Source organism: Vibrio sp. CAU 1672, from assembly GCF_029223195.1.
Classification (GTDB): Bacteria; Pseudomonadota; Gammaproteobacteria; order Enterobacterales; family Vibrionaceae; genus Vibrio.
On the sequence record NZ_JARHUF010000008.1, the window covers coordinates 1 to 16530 of the forward strand.

Genomic DNA, 16530 nt, shown 5'->3' on the forward strand with positions numbered 1-16530 from the left:
TAATACTGATCGTCAAATCGATCCATAAGTCATTGCATTTTTTATGACATCACTGTAGAAATGAGTAAAAGTAGGCTCTCACTTAGGCCTTATTCCACAAGAGTTTTTCATGATCTTGCCCTGTTTTGAGACAGCTTAATTTACCTATCCCTCTGTGGTTGTACGTTTCTTCTAATTTTTCAAATCACCCCAAATACACTCTAAGAAGGCTGATTCAAAACCTAAGCCTTAGCCTCGAGAACTACAGTTTCTGTATCATCCTCTTTTCGAAACGCAAATAGGACTAACACAATCGCAATCCCAGACACACCGCCCAGTAGCGTACCTAAAACACAAATTAGTGCACGCTTAGGACCATCTTTAATTTCAGGCACTACAGCTGGGTCTACAACTTTGAAAATAAACTCTTCTTGCACCTCTGCCAACATCAAGCTTTTCGTTTGCTCTTCAATTAACTTATAAAAGGTGCTTTGCATATCAGCAACGGCTGTTTTTTGTAGCTGAGCGTTCAAATAAGCAAGGTTTTGTGAAGTTTCTGCAATCGTCCGCTCACGCATCACTTTATTTATATCTTCAACCAGCCAATTCACCCATAGCTGGGCAATGTATGGTGAGTAATGTTTTATCGACACAGTGTATAAACCACTCTCTTTATCTTGGCTTATACTCAACACCTCTTTATTGAATACTTCAGATGCTTCCTGGGCAGTTGGTTTTGCACCGCGCAAGCCTTTTGGCTCACGTAACCATATATCTTTGTTTGAATCATAAATCTCATCATCCAAAATAAGTTTATTATTCGCAAGATCCCACCCTTTCACTGCCATAAGTGGCACGAGCAAATCATGTTTATTAATAAAAGCTTCAACAAATTGACGAGACTTCATTACTTGTACCGCAAGATCAGTTTGAGATGTTTCACCTCCACCAATATTTACACCAGCAAGCGCAGCTAACCCACCCAGTTGACTTGCCATTTTGGCCAAACCACCACCGTTTGAGCTTTCCGCTGGAGCAAGTAGTGTATCTGCTTTGTAAATATTTGGTAAGTTCAATGCATAAACAACTGAAGCTACAATAAAAACAATTGTGGTGACAATTATGACCCATTTCCCTCTCCAGAGTGCTTTAAACAGTTCACGGAGATTAATTTCGCCATCTGTAAAATGAGTTTGTTGTTGCGAGGGGGGCGATATGTAATGTTGATGTGGCTCTTTTTGTAATTCCATACGTTTTAGATCCTAAGCTCCGAACTTAGTACCAAAGCTCTAAATTCGGAGATTTGTGAAATTTGATAATACGTTTGTACAGCAGTTAATAATTGAAGAGTAATATCATCCAGCAATCGGGTTGTAAGTACATTCCTCTCCTCCCCTCGGCTTGCGATGTAATGTCGGAATTAAGCTAACTCCTCCGTAAACAAAGCACTCTGCAATGTTTACTCTTCCATTTTAATCTTCTGTATCTTCTGAGTTCTAGGGCTTTCGTATGCTTACTTCAACGCATTAATCGCTACACCAGTCTGGTAAAGTATCTGTGTAGCGGCAGTCCAGGTACTCAGAGCATCACGGTAATCTGTGTCGATTGGTACAACGATCGTATCACCAGCTTTAAGCTCTTCCTTGTTGTTGCCAAACCAGTAACCCGAAGCCGGTTTGTAAACCGAACCATCAGCTCGTACCACAAAAATACGATCTTCGTCTGCCTGCTTCTTCGCACCACCCGCTTTATTGAGGTAATCATCCACACCGAGTTTGTTGTCTAACAGGTAAGTAATTGGTACCTGAACTTCACCCATGATGGATACCGTGTTGCGGAAGGTTGGGACAAACAGGAAATCGCCATCCTCGAGCATAAAATCAGCAGAACGCTCTTCTTGTAAGATGCGGTTAAGCTGCACTACCATTCGGCCTAATGCTTTACTGCGGCTTGCTTCTTGGACAAATGCTAATGTCTTGTCTGGGTCAGATATGACTGATCCTAAATTGCTGTCTGCGCGGAAGGTTTTCTTCGCTGTTTCTTTACGCATGTCTGCTGCGTATTGATTTAGCAGCTTCTGCTCTTGCAGGCGCAGTGCCTCACGCGTGAAGATCGCTCCTTGCGGGTGCGCAAATTCTGTCAGGCCGCCGGCTCGTTTCAACAGTTCATTCAGGGTTTCACCTTGGCGCACGGTATAGGTACCCGGAAAACGTACTTCTCCCTGCAGAGTTACCGTACTTTGCAGTTTCACATTGGGCTTTTCCAGAATGTTCAAACGGTCACGCCCCACAATGGCAATAGCATCTGCATCACCACGTATCGCTTTACGCAGGTCTATCCGTTCCACTTCGACGTAAGCTCGCTGATCAAGATTGCTGATCGCCGTACGGGCTAATTCGGCATTAATGGTAAAGGCGTTGTAAGTCAAACCACCGGCGGCGGCTATCAACGTCGATACCGTCATATCCGCTGTAATAGGGTAACGACCGGGATGCTTAACTTCACCAAAGACTTCCGCAATTTGTGGTGCTAACCCTAAGCGAGACTGCTGTTGCAACTGCAACAATACTGGTGCCAGTAAAGAGCGACGTGTGCTCTGTTTCATAAGTTCAAACTCTTCACGAGTCAACTCTTTACCTCGGAAAACTAAGATATCTTTTGCAGCACGGCCTTGCTTATCAAACTGCGCAGAACTAGTCGTGACCGATTTTTCAAGAACTCGCTCTTGTTTTTGCTGCTCTTCTTGGGCTTGGGCTTGGGCTTGCTCCAGCGTTTTCGCTTTAGTTACCACCTCTTGCTCTGCAACCGCATCCAGATCTTCATTATTGAAACGGTTAAACACCAGTAGTCGGTCGCGAGATTTTAGCTCCAGATTATCTTCACTAGCGGGCTCCAAAATAGCCTTCGCCAGGTTGATTTGCTGAACCTCAATGTCGCGCTGCGGGTTGATCTCCCGCACCACCACCGCGTAGTTTACGTCTGCAGTCGATTTGAATGCGGTATCAACCGACTTAAACAAATCAGCAACTTTAAGCCCAGCTCGCCACTCAACATATCCCGGATGACGAACATCACCTTCAATATGCACGTATCGTGTCAGCTCTTCGCTCTTCTTCAGCACATTAACTACGTCGCCATCCTTAACCTTAAGCTTCTGATCGCCAGCCTGGCTGAAATTCAGCGTCAACGCTTCACGGTGCCCTTTTACCGCATAGCGTTTAACTTCAACCTGACTAGTGTAGGCGTTGGCAGAGAACCCTCCGGCCATTTGAATCGCTTGCTGGTAACTCTGACCCGGCTTAACTTCATAGATCCCTGGTCGGTTGACTTCACCGCCGATAGAGATGGAACTCCCCAACGAGCCGATAAAGACCACATCCCCGGACATAAGACGCACATCGTTGCTTGTATCTCCCTTCAGCAACAGATCATACATGTCCAACTGACGAATAAGCTTACCGTTACGTTTCAGTTGAACATTACGCAGTGCACCGCCCTCGCCAAAGCCGCCACTGTAGTAAATGGCTTGTGAAATCGTGGTCAGGGCACTCACCGTATACGCACCTGGCTTATATGCATCACCCATAACAAACACTTGCATGGTTCGCAGCTCGCCTAGTGAAATATCACTGCGAACACCGATCATTTGCTCTTTGACTCGCTGGCTGAGTGACTCACGCACTTCTGAGAACGTCATACCCGCGACTTGCACCGGACCGAGCGAAGGAAAGTTAATCACTCCCTCGCGGTTCACGCGTAGACGATGGGTGGTATTCTCTTTACCAAACAGCTGAATAACAATTTCATCCCCTGCTCCTACGGTATAGTCAGCCGGGACAGGGACATCACTGATCGGGGCGAAAGTGGTTGGTGAGCCGGCAAACAGCTCCAGACCAAAACGTTTTAGCTCTTTACCGGCCTCCTGTCCTGTTGCATCCTGATTTTCATCAACTATACCAGCAAGCTTCTCAGAGCGAGGCGCAACGACCTGCGGATTATCATAACCCGCAGATTTGGATGACGAACTTGGCAGGGTAATGCCATACTTACTCGCCAGCGCTTGCTGTTGGCTGGCTGGTAAGCTTTGAAACATTTGGATTTGTTCTGGTGTCGGAGTTTGTGCCAAAGCAGCCGTTGGCATCAATGCGCTTGCCAGCATACAAGCGGCAAGGGAGAAGTAAGCTTTAAGCATGGTATTTCGCTATCAAAATAAGAATGAGAGGGTGCAGGTGAGAGTTTTCGCAGCTCAAATTGCAGCAAACGAAACTACGGAATTAAAATTTATGTTGAAAGCCAAGTGATATGGCATTAAGGCGAGCTCGCGTTTCTGAAACGCTGTCCACAAATTCGAATACCACAGCATTGTTTTGATCAAGTGCGTAGTGCATTCCGATACCAAAGCTAAAGCCTTGGTCTTTTCCTGAGCCAGCCTGTTGCTTGTCGATGGTCAGGCTGGAATATCCGGTCAGCCCATACAAGGCAACACGCTCGGTCACAGGCATATTGAACTTGATAAAACCGCTCGCGAGGCTATCGACCGCCAAACCACCAGAGCGTTCTACTGAGGTCCCATAGCGGGCTTCCACGGCAACATAGTCATTAATGAAATAACCTGCCTGTGCCTGTAACAGGAAAGGATTACCTTCTGAGAAAGATGATGAGGTGGTGTCTTGGTACTCTGCATTGGAATAACTCGTTAATACACCGGCATAAAAATCAGCCGACGCAGAAACAGAGTATAAACTAAGACCTAGCAAACCAAGCCTTTTTAGCCATAACCGTTGTTTTGTCACGTAAATGTTCCTTAGAAAAGCTTCATTGAAACCGTAATTAAGTCATCCAAATTTGCGATACGATTGTGCTGGCACGCATACCTGTACTCTCCTGTACTCTCCTGTACTCTGCCAAGCTACCGCCCTGCGGCATTGCGCGTTAGCCACTGTTCGCAAGATGTTCAACTGTGTATCTCGACAACCTATTTTATTTATAAATCCGTTTGCTTTAAGCAGTACTTTTGAGGTGTTAATGCCGATAATTGCAGATAATTTCTCTGGTACAAAAGCTCGCAAATTATGCATGGATTGGGTTTAAACGGCAAGGAGGAAAATCGCCCTGTCAGCTTTCATTCCCCTTAACTATAGAGATCAAACAAATACGAAACTATTTACATGCAGGCTGTTTTTTATCTAAAATATGGCTAGATGTGTCTCATAGACGCATCTAACATCGATGTTAGAAAAATGAATATTCAAGGATCAATAATGAAAAACACAGCTCTAGCTATTCTTATGGCTCTAAGCGCATCTACTGCATTCGCAGCATCTGAAGCTGGTACTACTGGTACTGCTGCAGCAAGTGCAACAGGTACTACAGCAGTGGCTGTAGGTACAGTAGCAGCGGTAACTGTAGTAGCGGTGGCAGCGTCAGACAGCGACTCTACTTCTACTTCTACTTCTACTTCTACTTCTACTTCAGTAGCTAAGTAAGAACTCCAGTAGATTGCTTATATTTCGCCCTGATTTATTCAGGGCGATTTTATTTGTACGAGGAAATAATGGATCGCACTCGAATCAATAGGTTGGTGCACTTTGGGTTAGCCCTTCCAGTTTTTTGCCTTATCGCAGGTTGTACTCAAAAGTTTAATGATGTTTCTGCAACGGTTCAGGAAGCTTACAGTAACTATGTCGATATCGAACTAACAGAGCAAGAAATTGAAGCGGTTCCGTATGCCAGCGCCTACTTGAAAATTGGCACTCAAAAACAGGTTTTTGTTGTTCTCGCTTTTGCTGAGCCCAATCCAAAAACGGGCCACACTCAGCTAAAATGGGTTAGCGCCGACAAAGCTATGATCGTGACCGAAAATGGCCGGATTGTAAAAACACTGGGACTGCAAAAAGAGAATTTAGCTGGTGTTTATGGTGATGTACCGGAGTACTCAGAGTTAAACACTCCATTTTCACTCTCCTATGACTGGCCACAACAATATCGCTACGGTTTTCCGGCCAATGTAACCCGAAAACTCGTAGGGGCAGAAACGGTGATTACACCAATATCGTCAACAGAGACGCGCGTTTATCGTGAGCACATCTCCTTCCCAACCCTATCTGCCGATATAGAGAATACCTACTGGGTCGATGACAACAATAAAGTAGTTAAAACTGTGCAATTTTTGGGGCCAAACATGACTCCGATAGAGTTAACGATTCTGAAAGGGTACAGCAAGTCATGAAAAATCGAGTCCTATTTTTGCTGAGCGTGTTTTGGCTCACGCTGACAAACAGCTATCCTATTTGGGCAAACGAGCCCCCGCTGCGCGTTAATTTAATTGGCACTGGCAAGCAATTACAATTTGATGCTCCAGCTCGCCTAGCAGATATAATGCAAGCCAGTCAAGGAAATGGGCTGTCGCTGTCTTACCCTATCGCGACAACACTCTTTGATGAATCTAAAACAGCCAAACAACAAAGTGAGACTCTTAAAAACGCGGTGTTGAATCAGATGATGCAACACAACTTGGTATCACACCCATTATACAAGTTCATTAAACAGCAGCAGTTTGCTCCGCGACTGATGTCTGAGCTGGATCTGGACAAGGTACGCCTAGATAAGTTTAATAACCCGCTATTGCATGGCACACTATCGCTGGCCTCACCAGAACGGAACCAATATGTGTTCTATTTAGGTAACACCAACACTGTTCATAAAATAAAGTCACAGCAAGGAGTATCACTTTACCAACAGCTCGATAATCTGGAGCCGGTTATCGGTAGGGTAGCCCAATCACCAGTCATTATTTATCCCAACGGTCAAGTGGTATTGCCACACGACGGGGCATGGTTAACCACTCAGTACTATTTACCCCCCCTTACCATGGTGTACCTACCTTTTGAGCGTTATACCGAATCCGAACTGGATCAAAACATTGTCAGCCTACTGGCTCAGCTCAAACTAACCCAGAGATAAATACCCATGAAACTTATTAAAAACAGTGTATCTCTCGCGTTGATGACTCCAACATTAGTTTGGGCACAGGATATCCCCTTTGAAGCACCGCCGCTGCAACCATCACAAATGGACTTTGGCGGTGTCGGCCTTATGCAAATGCCGACCGGACGGATGGCTCCCGAAGGTGAATTTAACTTTGCTGTCAACAGCAACAACGAATACTCATTCTATAATGTAACTCTGCAAGTTTTGCCTTGGTTAGAGACAACTATCCGGTACACAAAAGTACACGACCTGCTCTATCATCCATCATTTCCTGTTGATAACGAGTACACTGACAAGGGCATAGATTTTAAGATTCGCTTGCTAGAGGAATCACGCTATCTACCTGAGCTTTCTGTCGGTGTGCGTGATTTCGCTGGCACAGGGCTGTTTGATGCTGAGTTTGTCGCCGCAACTAAACGTTATAGCATGCGCCATCTGGGTACTCTTGATATCACCTTAGGCATGGGCTGGGGATACTTGGGAACCCGAAATAACATTTCTAACCCCATGTGCAAACTCTCCGATAAATATTGCTCCAGACCTGCTGATTTTTTATCCACAGGGGGCACCACAAACTTTGACCGCGCCTTTAAAGGTCCGGCAGCACTTTTTGGCGGTATTGAATATCAGACCCTACATGAACCGCTGCGCTTTAAGCTCGAGTATGACAGCAATAACTACAGCGAAGATTTCCCAGTGGTTGACGGCAATGTTGATATGACCCCGCATACACCGTGGAACATCGGTTTTCTATACCGCCTCGGAGATATGGCCGACCTGCGCATCAGTTATGAGCGCGGTGATACCCTGGTTGCCGGGCTGAGCCTGTATACCAACTTCAACCGCATGCCCTCTTTCTGGCGTGACACGCCAACGCCAGAAGTAACCGACCAACACCCTGAAGATATTTCTGATGTCGACTGGCAACGTGTCAGTGATGAACTGGATAAAATCGCCGGTATTGAGGCAAACCAGATTTTTGTCGATGATAACCTGGTCGCTGTAGTAGGTGAACAGAAAAAATACAGGGATCGGGATGAGGCATACGAGAAAGCGGCAGCGGTGCTGTATAACCAACTGCCCGAAAGCATCAACTCGTACTCCATTAGCGAACGCAATAAAGGCCTGGGGACAGCGCCAACCACGATTTCTGCTGAGAAGTATGCTGATGTGGCTCAGGTGAACTACATCAACCCAAGTATTCAGGATGCACTATTGCAATCAACCCACATTCCGGGTGGCACTCCGGTATACGATGGCTTCAAACGTTTTGACTGGGGCTTTGCACCTAAGCTGGCACAAACTTTGGGTAGTGCAGAAGACTTCTATTTATTCAGTCTTGGCTTAAGTGGCAGTGCGTCATACTGGTTAACCGATAATTTGGAACTGGGTGGTTCGCTGTACTGGGACTGGTATAACAATTACGACAAGTTTATTTACGTAACTCCACCAGACGGCACCAGCGTTCCCCGTGTGCGCACTATGTTCCGGGCTTATCAGAATGAGCATAACGTGACCATGTCTAATTTGCAGCTAACCTGGATGCAAAACTACTCCAACAGCATGGATCAGCAATTCTACGCGGGTTATCTGGAAAGCATGTTTGCCGGTATCGGTACGGAGTTCTTGTACCGTCCTCAAGGAGCGAACTGGGCTATCGGTGCCGATGTAAACTTGGTGTCGCAACGCGACCCACAAAGCTATTTCGGGGTATACGATGAACAATGGCAGTATGTACCCGAGTACGGTGCGCCTTTCCAAGTTATCGACAAGGGTTTCACCGGCTTTGTTTCCGGCTACTACTACCCGCAGTGGAGCTTTCTGTCAGATTTGATGATTCAGGTTGATGTAGGACAGTTCCTGGCAGGTGATGTGGGCACTCAGGTGAATGTATCTAAACAGTTCAAGAGTGGTGTGATTGCCGGCGCCTTTGCCTCGTTTACGGATTTGTCAGCCGATGAGTTTGGCGAAGGCAGCTTCACCAAGGGGTTCTACATTTCGATCCCTTATGACATCATGACGGTGAAACCGAGCAACAACCGGGCTAACTTTAGCTGGCAGCCTCTTACCCGTGATGGGGGGCAAAAGCTGGGACGGAAATACAACCTGATTGAATTGACCGATCAACGTAACCCTTGGTATCAAAGGCCAAACCGTTCTGACCTGAAGTAACCATGCATTGCTGTCTTGAAGTAGCAATGCAATTAATACAGGGAGCTTAGGCTCCCTTTTTACTATTGAAAAACGTAGGTAACTGATATCAGTAAGTGTAAAGAATTCTGGTTTACGCCACTAGCCCCGCAATATTGGCAGGCAAACTCTGAATCACCAATCGCTATCTTTTCCTGCCACCCGATAGCACCGTAATGCGTTTCTTGCTAAAATTCCGGGGATAATTTTAACCTATGGTGGAAGTTCTATGATCATCGTAACTGGTGGTGCTGGCATGATCGGCAGCAACATTGTTAAGTCACTCAATGCAATTGGTATTAACGATATTCTGGTTGTCGACAACCTGAAGAACGGTAAAAAGTTTAAGAACTTGGTCGATCTGGACATCACCGACTACATGGATCGCGATGACTTCCTGACCCAAATCATGGCCGGTGATGACTTTGGCCCGATTGAAGCGGTTTTCCATCAGGGTGCCTGCTCTGCAACCACTGAATGGGATGGCAAGTACATGATGCTCAACAACTATGAGTATTCCAAAGAGTTGCTGCACTACTGCCTGGATCGTGAGATCCCATTCCTGTACGCCTCTTCGGCGGCCACCTATGGGGATACCGAAAGGTTTGTCGAAGAGCGTGAGCATGAAGGAGCATTAAACGTCTATGGCTACTCCAAGCAGCAGTTCGACAATTATGTGCGCCGCCTGTGGCAAGATGCGGAAGAACACGGCGAGAAGCTGTCTCAAATAACCGGCTTCCGTTACTTCAACGTCTACGGCCCGCGTGAAGATCACAAAGGCAGCATGGCATCGGTTGCCTTCCACCTTAACAACCAGATCCTGGCCGGTGAAAATCCAAAACTGTTTGAAGGCAGCGGCCAGTTCAAGCGTGATTTCGTTTACGTTGGCGACGTATGTAAAGTCAATCTGTGGTTTATGCAACACGGTGTTTCCGGCATCTTTAACTGCGGTACCGGCCGCGCAGAAGCTTTTGATGAAGTGGCCAAGGCTGTCATCGCCCATCATGGCAAAGGGGAGATCGAATATATTCCTTTCCCTGAGCACTTAAAAGGCGCGTACCAGGAATTCACCCAAGCAGATCTGGCCAAGCTGCGTGCGACCGGTTGTGATGTTGAGTTCCAGACTGTCGCCGAAGGCGTCGCTGAGTATATGGCGATCCACAACGCGTAAATCCAGTGTTAGCTGACGGATTTTAGGCTCTCCTCGGTGTAGCCTAAAATCCTGTCCCTCAAAATATCGTCTGAATTTATCGTGCACTCGATCTTATCGCCCAGTAAGGTAATTTAAATTTTTCATGACCACTCAACGCGACGACTACGATCCGAAAGCCTATCAGCCAAAGTTTAAACGCGAGTTTCTCGCTCCCAAGCATTGGGGAACCTGGCTGGGTGTCATACTGTTTTTACCCGTGACCCTGCTACCTCTGAAGCTACAAAAATGGTTAGCCCAACTCATCGCCGCCAAAATGGCCAAGTCGCATACAGGACCGGCCCACCGTTCTCGGGTGAACTTTGAACTCTGCTTCCCTGAAAAGAGCTTTGCTGAGCGTGAAAAGCTGATCGAAAAAACCCTGTTCACCGCCACGTTGTTTTTCCTCCGCTTTGGCCTGTTAAGCCTGCGATCTTCTCAGTGGTTACGTAAACGCTGCAAAATTAAAGGCATGGAGATATTGCAGCAGTATGTCGACAAACATGAAAATGTGATCCTCCTGACCCCTCACACCTGGGCGATTGACGTGCCGGCCATTTTGCTGGCGTCCATGGGAATGCCGGTCACTGGATTTGCCAAAAAACAGAAAAACGAAGTAGCCGACTGGCTGATGCACCGCCAACGCATTCAGTATGGCGGACGCATCTATGAGCGCTCGGTGGGCATCAAACCCTACCTGAAAGCTATCCGAGAGGGCTACATTGGCTATTATCTTCCCGATCAGGATCACGGACCGGAAGGCAGTGTTTTTGTAGACTTTTTTGCAACGCGAAAAGCCACCCTGCCCGGTTTAGGCAAGCTCGCAAAACTGACCAAATCTACCGTTTTGCCACTGTTTGTCGCGCTCAATCCAGACAATGGCGACTTCGAGATTGAAATATTACCGGCCCTCGAAGTAGGCCAGGGCGAAGAACAAGATGCCCGCACCTGCAACCGAACGATTGAACACTTCGTCGGGGCACAGCCTGAGCAGTACATGTGGGTACTGCAACTGCTTCACTCCCAGGAAGACGGTAACAACTACTACAACCTGTTTAAGCCCCGATACAACACCGACTGGCGAATTGAAAAATGAAAAAAATCCTTGTAATTGGCCCTGCATGGGTCGGTGATATGGTGATGTCACAATCACTTTACACCACTTTGAAACAACAGCATCCGGATTGCATCATTGATGTCATTGCGCCAGGGTGGTGCAAACCCATTCTGGAACGGATGCCGGAGGTCAACCAAGCGATTGACATGCCCATCGGCCACGGCGAATTCAATCTGTTAGGCCGGCGTGAAATCGGTAAGTCACTGCGAGAAAAGCACTACGATCAGGCCTATATATTGCCGAAATCAGCGAAGTCTGCCCTAATCCCCTGGTTTGCTAACATTCCTGTTCGCACCGGCTGGAAAGGTGAAATGCGCTATGGCCTGCTGAATGATCTGCGCCCGAACATGAAATCGTTCCAATATATGGTTGAGCGCTACGTTGCGCTGGCCTACCCTCAGGCTGAGATGATTGATTCAACCTCACTGGGTGGATTAGATACCCTGCCCCGCCCAAGCCTGACGATTGTGCCCGATGCACAGCAAAAAACACTGCACAAATTTACTTTATCGACCGACGAGCCAGTGCTTGGCCTTTGCCCCGGCGCTGAGTTTGGCCCGGCAAAAAAATGGCCTGAGCACCATTACGCGGAAGTCGCAACCAAGATGAGCCAGTCTGGTCACCACATCTGGCTGTTCGGCTCACAAAAGGATCTTGAGACCTGTAACAATATTAAAGCGCAGGTGCCTGAAAACTTACACCAGCGCATTCACGTACTAGCCGGGCAAACCAGCTTGATTGAAGCGGTCGACTTATTGGCGGCATGTCAAACGGTGGTGGCCAATGATTCCGGCCTGATGCACGTAGCGGCAGCCGTCGGTTGTAATGTAGTGGCGGTCTACGGCTCAACATCGCCGAAATACACCCCACCGCTGGCAGAAAAAGTGGCAATCGTCCATACCGATATTGAGTGTCGCCCGTGCTTTAAGCGCGAATGCCAATACCAGCATTTGAAGTGTCTGACGGAACTGGCTCCCTCTCAGGTTCTGGCCAGTATCCAAAAACTGGAAGCCATCGCGGTAGACGCATGCTGATCCGTGCCTGTTACACCCTGCTGCTAACCTTAGCCGCACCGCTGCTGTTATTCGGCTTATACAAACGTAAGCCGAATAAGCCCAGATTTGGTCGGCGCTGGAAAGAGCACTTCGGGATTACACCAAAATCAGAAGCCCGCGAGCGCCCCATCTGGATTCATGCGGTTTCCGTCGGTGAAAGCATTGCAGCAACGCCCCTGATCAAGGCTCTAAAAAAGCAAAACCCAGAACAACCAATTTTGGTCACCACTACGACCAGTACCGGCGCTGAACAGATTGCGAAATTAGGTGATTTAGTCGAGCACCGTTATATGCCGATCGATTTCAGCTTTGCGGTAAAAGGGTTTCTTCGTGCGGTCAAGCCGAAACAGATGCTGATCATTGAAACCGAACTGTGGCCAAACACCCTGCATACGGTCAACCAGGCTGGCATTCCGATCACTGTGGTCAATGCCCGCCTTTCAGAGAAATCCTGCCGCAACTACGCCAGAGTGCAACCGCTGTTTGATCTGCTGCATCCCAATTTGACCCAATTGCTGTGTCAAACCGATGCCGATGCCGAACGCTTTGCCCGCTTAGGCGTCGCAAGCGACAAACTGCAGGTCACCGGCTCAATAAAGTTTGATATCCAGATATCAGATGACGTCAAAACACAAAGCCAAACGCTGCGTGGCACGCTGGGAAATGAGCGCCCGGTCTGGATCGCAGCCAGCACCCACAAAGGCGAAGACGAGCAAGTCCTCAATGCCCACAAACAAGTTTTAACCTCCCACCCTGATGCATTACTGATCTTGGTGCCACGTCATCCTGAGCGCTTTGATTCAGTATTTGAATTGTGCCAACAGCAAGGGTTTGCCACAGCCCGACGCACCTCCGCGCAGCTGGTTACGCCGGAAGTCCAGGTGTACCTTGGCGATACCATGGGTGAGATGCTGGTACTGTTAGGTGCCGCAGACATCTGCTTTATGGGCGGCAGCCTGATTGGCAACAAGGTTGGTGGGCATAATGTACTGGAACCGGCGGCGCTGGGCGTACCGGTGATCACCGGGCCAAGTTACTTCAATTTTGAGGCGATTGTTGAGCTATTGGTACAACACTCGCTATGCGAAGTCGCGGAAAACCCGGATGAGCTCCAGGCCAAACTATGCCAGCACCTGGCGGAAGAGCCGGCTCCACAATCCACGCAGAAAAAAAATGCCGAGTTCATGTCCAAGTATACCAACGTCGCCAATAATGTGGCCAAGATGATCTTAGAGAAATAAAATGAAAAACATCATTACGTATAAAAGAGTCACTTCTGATTACAATAACGTTTGTTACGTAAACTCTATTTTTGCTCTGTTCCTTTATTTGTATATTAATAAAGGGGATAAAAACACATTGTTTGTCAGCCATGTAGACTTTGAAGGCTTGCTGAAAGAAAGCCGTTTAGACAATGTCATTATTGTTGATACCAAGAGAAACAGAAACTGGGATTCACTACTGCATAAGTTTGGCTTGCTAAAATATGACCTGACGGAGTTTATTCAAGGCAAGTTGTTCTTTGGTCATGACCATCTAACCTTTGCGTTTCTTTTTGATTTCGATAACGCGTCCGTACTGGAAGATGGTACCGGTAATTACGGCGGCCCAATTGCCTTGAAAAAGAGAATCAGGCGGGCGTTAAAAGGAAGAGTGGTGTCCCCGCTCGGCTATGGCAAACAGGTCAAAACCGTTTACCTCTCCAAGCCAGAGCAAGCTGACCGCAGACTGCAAAAGAAAGTCGCGGCGTTCAGTGTGGTGGATCTCTTAGACTACACGCGCAACCACAGCCTGAAAAAAGTACTCACCCATGATCATCAGTCTCTGAGCAACCAGAATATTTTATTCACCCAGCCTATCAGCGATCTGATCACAGAAGAAGGGAAAATCAAGCTATACCAGCAAATCGTTGATGAGTACCAGATCAGCGTAATCAAACCCCACCCAAGAGAAACCACCGACTATGCAGCACATTTTTCCTGTGAGGTGCTGGATAAATTCATCCCGGCTGAAGCGTTAATCGCGCCGGATGATCAGAATATCAACCTCTACACATTAAGCTCAACGTCGGTCTTAAACCTAAAAGAAGTGAACAATAACCTTCATATTGAATTGCTGGCGCCAGACTTACACAACTACTTATCTCAATGGCAAGCGAGAAATCATAAGTAAGCGCTGTTCTGCCCACTAAAATAAGCCAGAGCCTTCCCAATCGGAAGGCTCTGGCCCGTTCACTTATTCGCTAGCACTGGTATTTTTGTGCATAAAAAATTCCGCCAACTCAAAATCCAATTGGGTATCGATATCGAAAGAGTATCGATTTTCCATGAGGTAAGCGAACGTTTGATTACTGTAGCAAATCTGTTTTTGCGTTTTCAGTATTTGAGCATCAAAGACATACACCGCCCCATTAAGACGGTAAAATTCACCGAGATCCTGCGAGCGATTCAACGCTTCAGGCTTCAGGAAACTCCCCATAGAAGCATCTGATGGCAAGGTGTTGGCCCACAGTGGTGAATGCTCACAAGGGGTAACCGACACCACCGAATCGGCCTGCTTTTCAATAAAGAGCTCTAATGCTTCATCAATATGCTGCGCCGTTCGCAAAGGTGATGTTGGCTGGAGTAAAACCAAAATATCGGCATCACTGGCCAACGTTTCTAAAGAGTAAACCAGAACATCTTCCGTCTTTGCCGTATCTGAAGCCAGATGAGCTGGCCTGAGTTCCGGCACCTCTGCCCCGAGCCCGACCGCCACATCGGCAATCTCCTGATCATCGGTACTCACCAGCACCTGATCGACATATCGACTGTTTGAAGCGGCATCAATTGACCAGCCAATGAGTGGTTTACCATGCAGTGGTAACACATTCTTTCTCGGTAAGCGTTTGCTGCCGCCTCTGGCAGGTATCAGGGCAAGTACTTTTTTACCGTCGATCACTACAGCATCCCCAAGGTATGAATATCCGCTTGTGCCCGGTTAAAATCGTCCATACGGCCGATATCAAGCCAGTACTCATGAATCGGGAACATTAACACTTTTTCACGTTCAATCATGTGTTGCTCAAGCAAGGTTGGCATATCAATACGATGGTTCTTCGGTACCGACTGAACGACTCGAGGAGATACGACGTAAATACCAGCATTGACAAAAAAGCGCTGAACCGGCTTTTCGACCATGCTGGTGATTTTGTTGCCTTCGCCGTTGATCACACCATAAGGGATCTGGTAGTCATACTCTCGCACACACATGGTCGCATCCGCTTGGTTTTCTGTATGAAATTCAAGTAAACGCCGGAAATCCACTTTAGTTAATACATCACCATTCATCATGATTAACGGCAGGTCTTGCGGCAGATCTTTTGGCAACAAACCCAAAGCACCGCCAGTACCAAGTGGTGATTCCTCATGAACATACTGGATGCTGACCCCCAGTTCGGAGCCATCCCCAAAGTGCGCTTCGATCTGCTCTGGCATGTAGTGGGTTGAGATATAAAAGTTAACAAACCCCGCTTTAATGAAGCTGTGGATCACCGTTTCCAGAATCGGTTTATTGCCGATTTTCAGCATCGGTTTGGGGCAGGTATCAGTTAAAGGACGCAGACGAGTACCAAACCCACCAGCCATCAGGAACACTGGGTTTTGATAGGTCGGCTGACGAAGCACACCATGTAGGGTTTCCAAACCCACTACTTTGCCTTTATCTATCAGCGGAATAGATAAAACACTTCTGTTTTCCATCGCCTCGATCAAATCTTCACGCGGCGTGTTCACGTCTGCCGTCAGTGGGCTGGTGTTCATCACTTGCGCGACATCGGCGGTTAACGGCAGGTTCTTGAGCAAACCACGACGGATATCCCCATCAGTCACGACGCCCAATAACGCACCGTCATCATCCACCACCAATACGACACGCAGTGCCTCATTGTTAATGATTTCCAATGCATCACGTAGTGTACTGGTTGGTTTAATTAATACGTTTTTCCAACAATGACTCATGGTAAACCTATA

General features: G+C 47.3%; 14 protein-coding genes. 9 read left to right on the forward strand and 5 right to left on the reverse strand.

What is annotated here, in order from left to right; all coding sequences use genetic code 11:
• Positions 1-221: 221 nt before the first annotated feature.
• The 3 genes from P2G85_RS09325 to P2G85_RS09335 form a co-directional block, all read right to left on the reverse strand.
• Positions 222-1229 (reverse strand): Wzz/FepE/Etk N-terminal domain-containing protein, encoded by a 1008-nt coding sequence (locus P2G85_RS09325; RefSeq protein ID WP_275863832.1) that lies wholly within the window; start codon positions 1227-1229, stop codon positions 222-224.
• Between the two features lie 263 nt (positions 1230-1492).
• Positions 1493-4171: an SLBB domain-containing protein gene (locus tag P2G85_RS09330; protein WP_275863833.1), complete on the reverse strand. Its 2679-nt coding sequence runs from the start codon at positions 4169-4171 to the stop codon at positions 1493-1495.
• Positions 4172-4253: 82 nt separating this feature from the next.
• The gene (locus P2G85_RS09335) at positions 4254-4772 is read right to left on the reverse strand and encodes an outer membrane beta-barrel protein (protein WP_275863834.1); all 519 of its coding nucleotides are present in this window, start codon (positions 4770-4772) and stop codon (positions 4254-4256) included.
• A gap of 468 nt (positions 4773-5240) precedes the next feature.
• On the opposite strand from P2G85_RS09335, the gene P2G85_RS09340 reads away from it, so the two are divergent.
• The 9 genes from P2G85_RS09340 (at position 5241) to P2G85_RS09380 (ending at position 14692) form a co-directional block, all read left to right on the forward strand.
• Entirely contained in the window at positions 5241-5465 is a 225-nt protein-coding gene (locus P2G85_RS09340; protein WP_275863988.1) for a hypothetical protein, read from the forward strand.
• A gap of 68 nt (positions 5466-5533) precedes the next feature.
• Positions 5534-6208 (forward strand): YjbF family lipoprotein, encoded by a 675-nt coding sequence (locus P2G85_RS09345; protein WP_275863989.1) that lies wholly within the window; start codon positions 5534-5536, stop codon positions 6206-6208.
• Between the two features lie 149 nt (positions 6209-6357).
• On the forward strand, positions 6358-6942 hold the full coding sequence (locus tag P2G85_RS09350; RefSeq protein ID WP_345795427.1) for a YjbG polysaccharide synthesis-related protein: 585 nt from the start codon (positions 6358-6360) through the stop codon (positions 6940-6942).
• A gap of 6 nt (positions 6943-6948) precedes the next feature.
• The gene (locus tag P2G85_RS09355; protein ID WP_275863836.1) at positions 6949-9141 is read left to right on the forward strand and encodes a YjbH domain-containing protein; all 2193 of its coding nucleotides are present in this window, start codon (positions 6949-6951) and stop codon (positions 9139-9141) included.
• 247 nt (positions 9142-9388) lie between these two features.
• A complete protein-coding gene (rfaD, locus tag P2G85_RS09360; RefSeq protein ID WP_275863837.1) occupies positions 9389-10330 on the forward strand; it encodes an ADP-glyceromanno-heptose 6-epimerase in 942 nt (313 codons plus the stop codon).
• Positions 10331-10454: 124 nt separating this feature from the next.
• Entirely contained in the window at positions 10455-11444 is a 990-nt protein-coding gene (gene lpxM, locus P2G85_RS09365; protein WP_275863838.1) for a lauroyl-Kdo(2)-lipid IV(A) myristoyltransferase, read from the forward strand.
• A complete protein-coding gene (gene waaF / locus P2G85_RS09370; RefSeq protein WP_275863839.1) occupies positions 11441-12499 on the forward strand; it encodes a lipopolysaccharide heptosyltransferase II in 1059 nt (352 codons plus the stop codon). The genes lpxM and waaF overlap by 4 nt, the downstream gene beginning before the upstream one ends.
• On the forward strand, positions 12493-13761 hold the full coding sequence (gene waaA, locus P2G85_RS09375) for a lipid IV(A) 3-deoxy-D-manno-octulosonic acid transferase (protein WP_275863840.1): 1269 nt from the start codon (positions 12493-12495) through the stop codon (positions 13759-13761). Before waaF ends, waaA begins: the two co-directional genes overlap by 7 nt.
• A 1-nt stretch (position 13762) precedes the next feature.
• Positions 13763-14692 carry a glycosyltransferase family 52 gene (locus P2G85_RS09380; protein ID WP_275863841.1) on the forward strand — a complete coding sequence of 310 codons (930 nt, stop codon included), beginning with the start codon at positions 13763-13765 and terminating at the stop codon, positions 14690-14692.
• 63 nt (positions 14693-14755) lie between these two features.
• Here P2G85_RS09380 and P2G85_RS09385 read toward each other — a convergent pair whose 3' ends face one another.
• Together P2G85_RS09385 and P2G85_RS09390 are read right to left on the reverse strand one after the other, a co-directional pair.
• Positions 14756-15460: an acylneuraminate cytidylyltransferase family protein gene (locus P2G85_RS09385; protein WP_275863842.1), complete on the reverse strand. Its 705-nt coding sequence runs from the start codon at positions 15458-15460 to the stop codon at positions 14756-14758.
• Complete coding sequence (locus tag P2G85_RS09390) at positions 15460-16518, reverse strand: nucleotidyltransferase family protein (RefSeq protein WP_275863843.1); 1059 nt, start codon at positions 16516-16518, stop codon at positions 15460-15462. Before P2G85_RS09390 ends, P2G85_RS09385 begins: the two co-directional genes overlap by 1 nt.
• Positions 16519-16530 lie beyond the last annotated feature (12 nt).

Bases quoted from the DNA above. Each gene is read 5' to 3' on its own strand.
- waaF (WP_275863839.1), top strand. From the start codon at position 11,441: ATGAAAAAAATCCTTGTAATTGGCCCTGCATGGGTCGGTGATATGGTG.
- P2G85_RS09350 (WP_345795427.1), top strand. From the start codon at position 6,358: ATGCAAGCCAGTCAAGGAAATGGGCTGTCGCTGTCTTACCCTATCGCG.
- P2G85_RS09325 (WP_275863832.1), bottom strand. From the start codon at position 1,229: ATGGAATTACAAAAAGAGCCACATCAACATTACATATCGCCCCCCTCG.
- P2G85_RS09380 (WP_275863841.1), top strand. From the start codon at position 13,763: ATGAAAAACATCATTACGTATAAAAGAGTCACTTCTGATTACAATAAC.
- P2G85_RS09390 (WP_275863843.1), bottom strand. From the start codon at position 16,518: ATGAGTCATTGTTGGAAAAACGTATTAATTAAACCAACCAGTACACTA.
- P2G85_RS09340 (WP_275863988.1), top strand. From the start codon at position 5,241: ATGAAAAACACAGCTCTAGCTATTCTTATGGCTCTAAGCGCATCTACT.
- P2G85_RS09330 (WP_275863833.1), bottom strand. From the start codon at position 4,171: ATGCTTAAAGCTTACTTCTCCCTTGCCGCTTGTATGCTGGCAAGCGCA.
- P2G85_RS09355 (WP_275863836.1), top strand. From the start codon at position 6,949: ATGAAACTTATTAAAAACAGTGTATCTCTCGCGTTGATGACTCCAACA.
- waaA (WP_275863840.1), top strand. From the start codon at position 12,493: ATGCTGATCCGTGCCTGTTACACCCTGCTGCTAACCTTAGCCGCACCG.
- P2G85_RS09345 (WP_275863989.1), top strand. From the start codon at position 5,534: ATGGATCGCACTCGAATCAATAGGTTGGTGCACTTTGGGTTAGCCCTT.
- rfaD (WP_275863837.1), top strand. From the start codon at position 9,389: ATGATCATCGTAACTGGTGGTGCTGGCATGATCGGCAGCAACATTGTT.
- lpxM (WP_275863838.1), top strand. From the start codon at position 10,455: ATGACCACTCAACGCGACGACTACGATCCGAAAGCCTATCAGCCAAAG.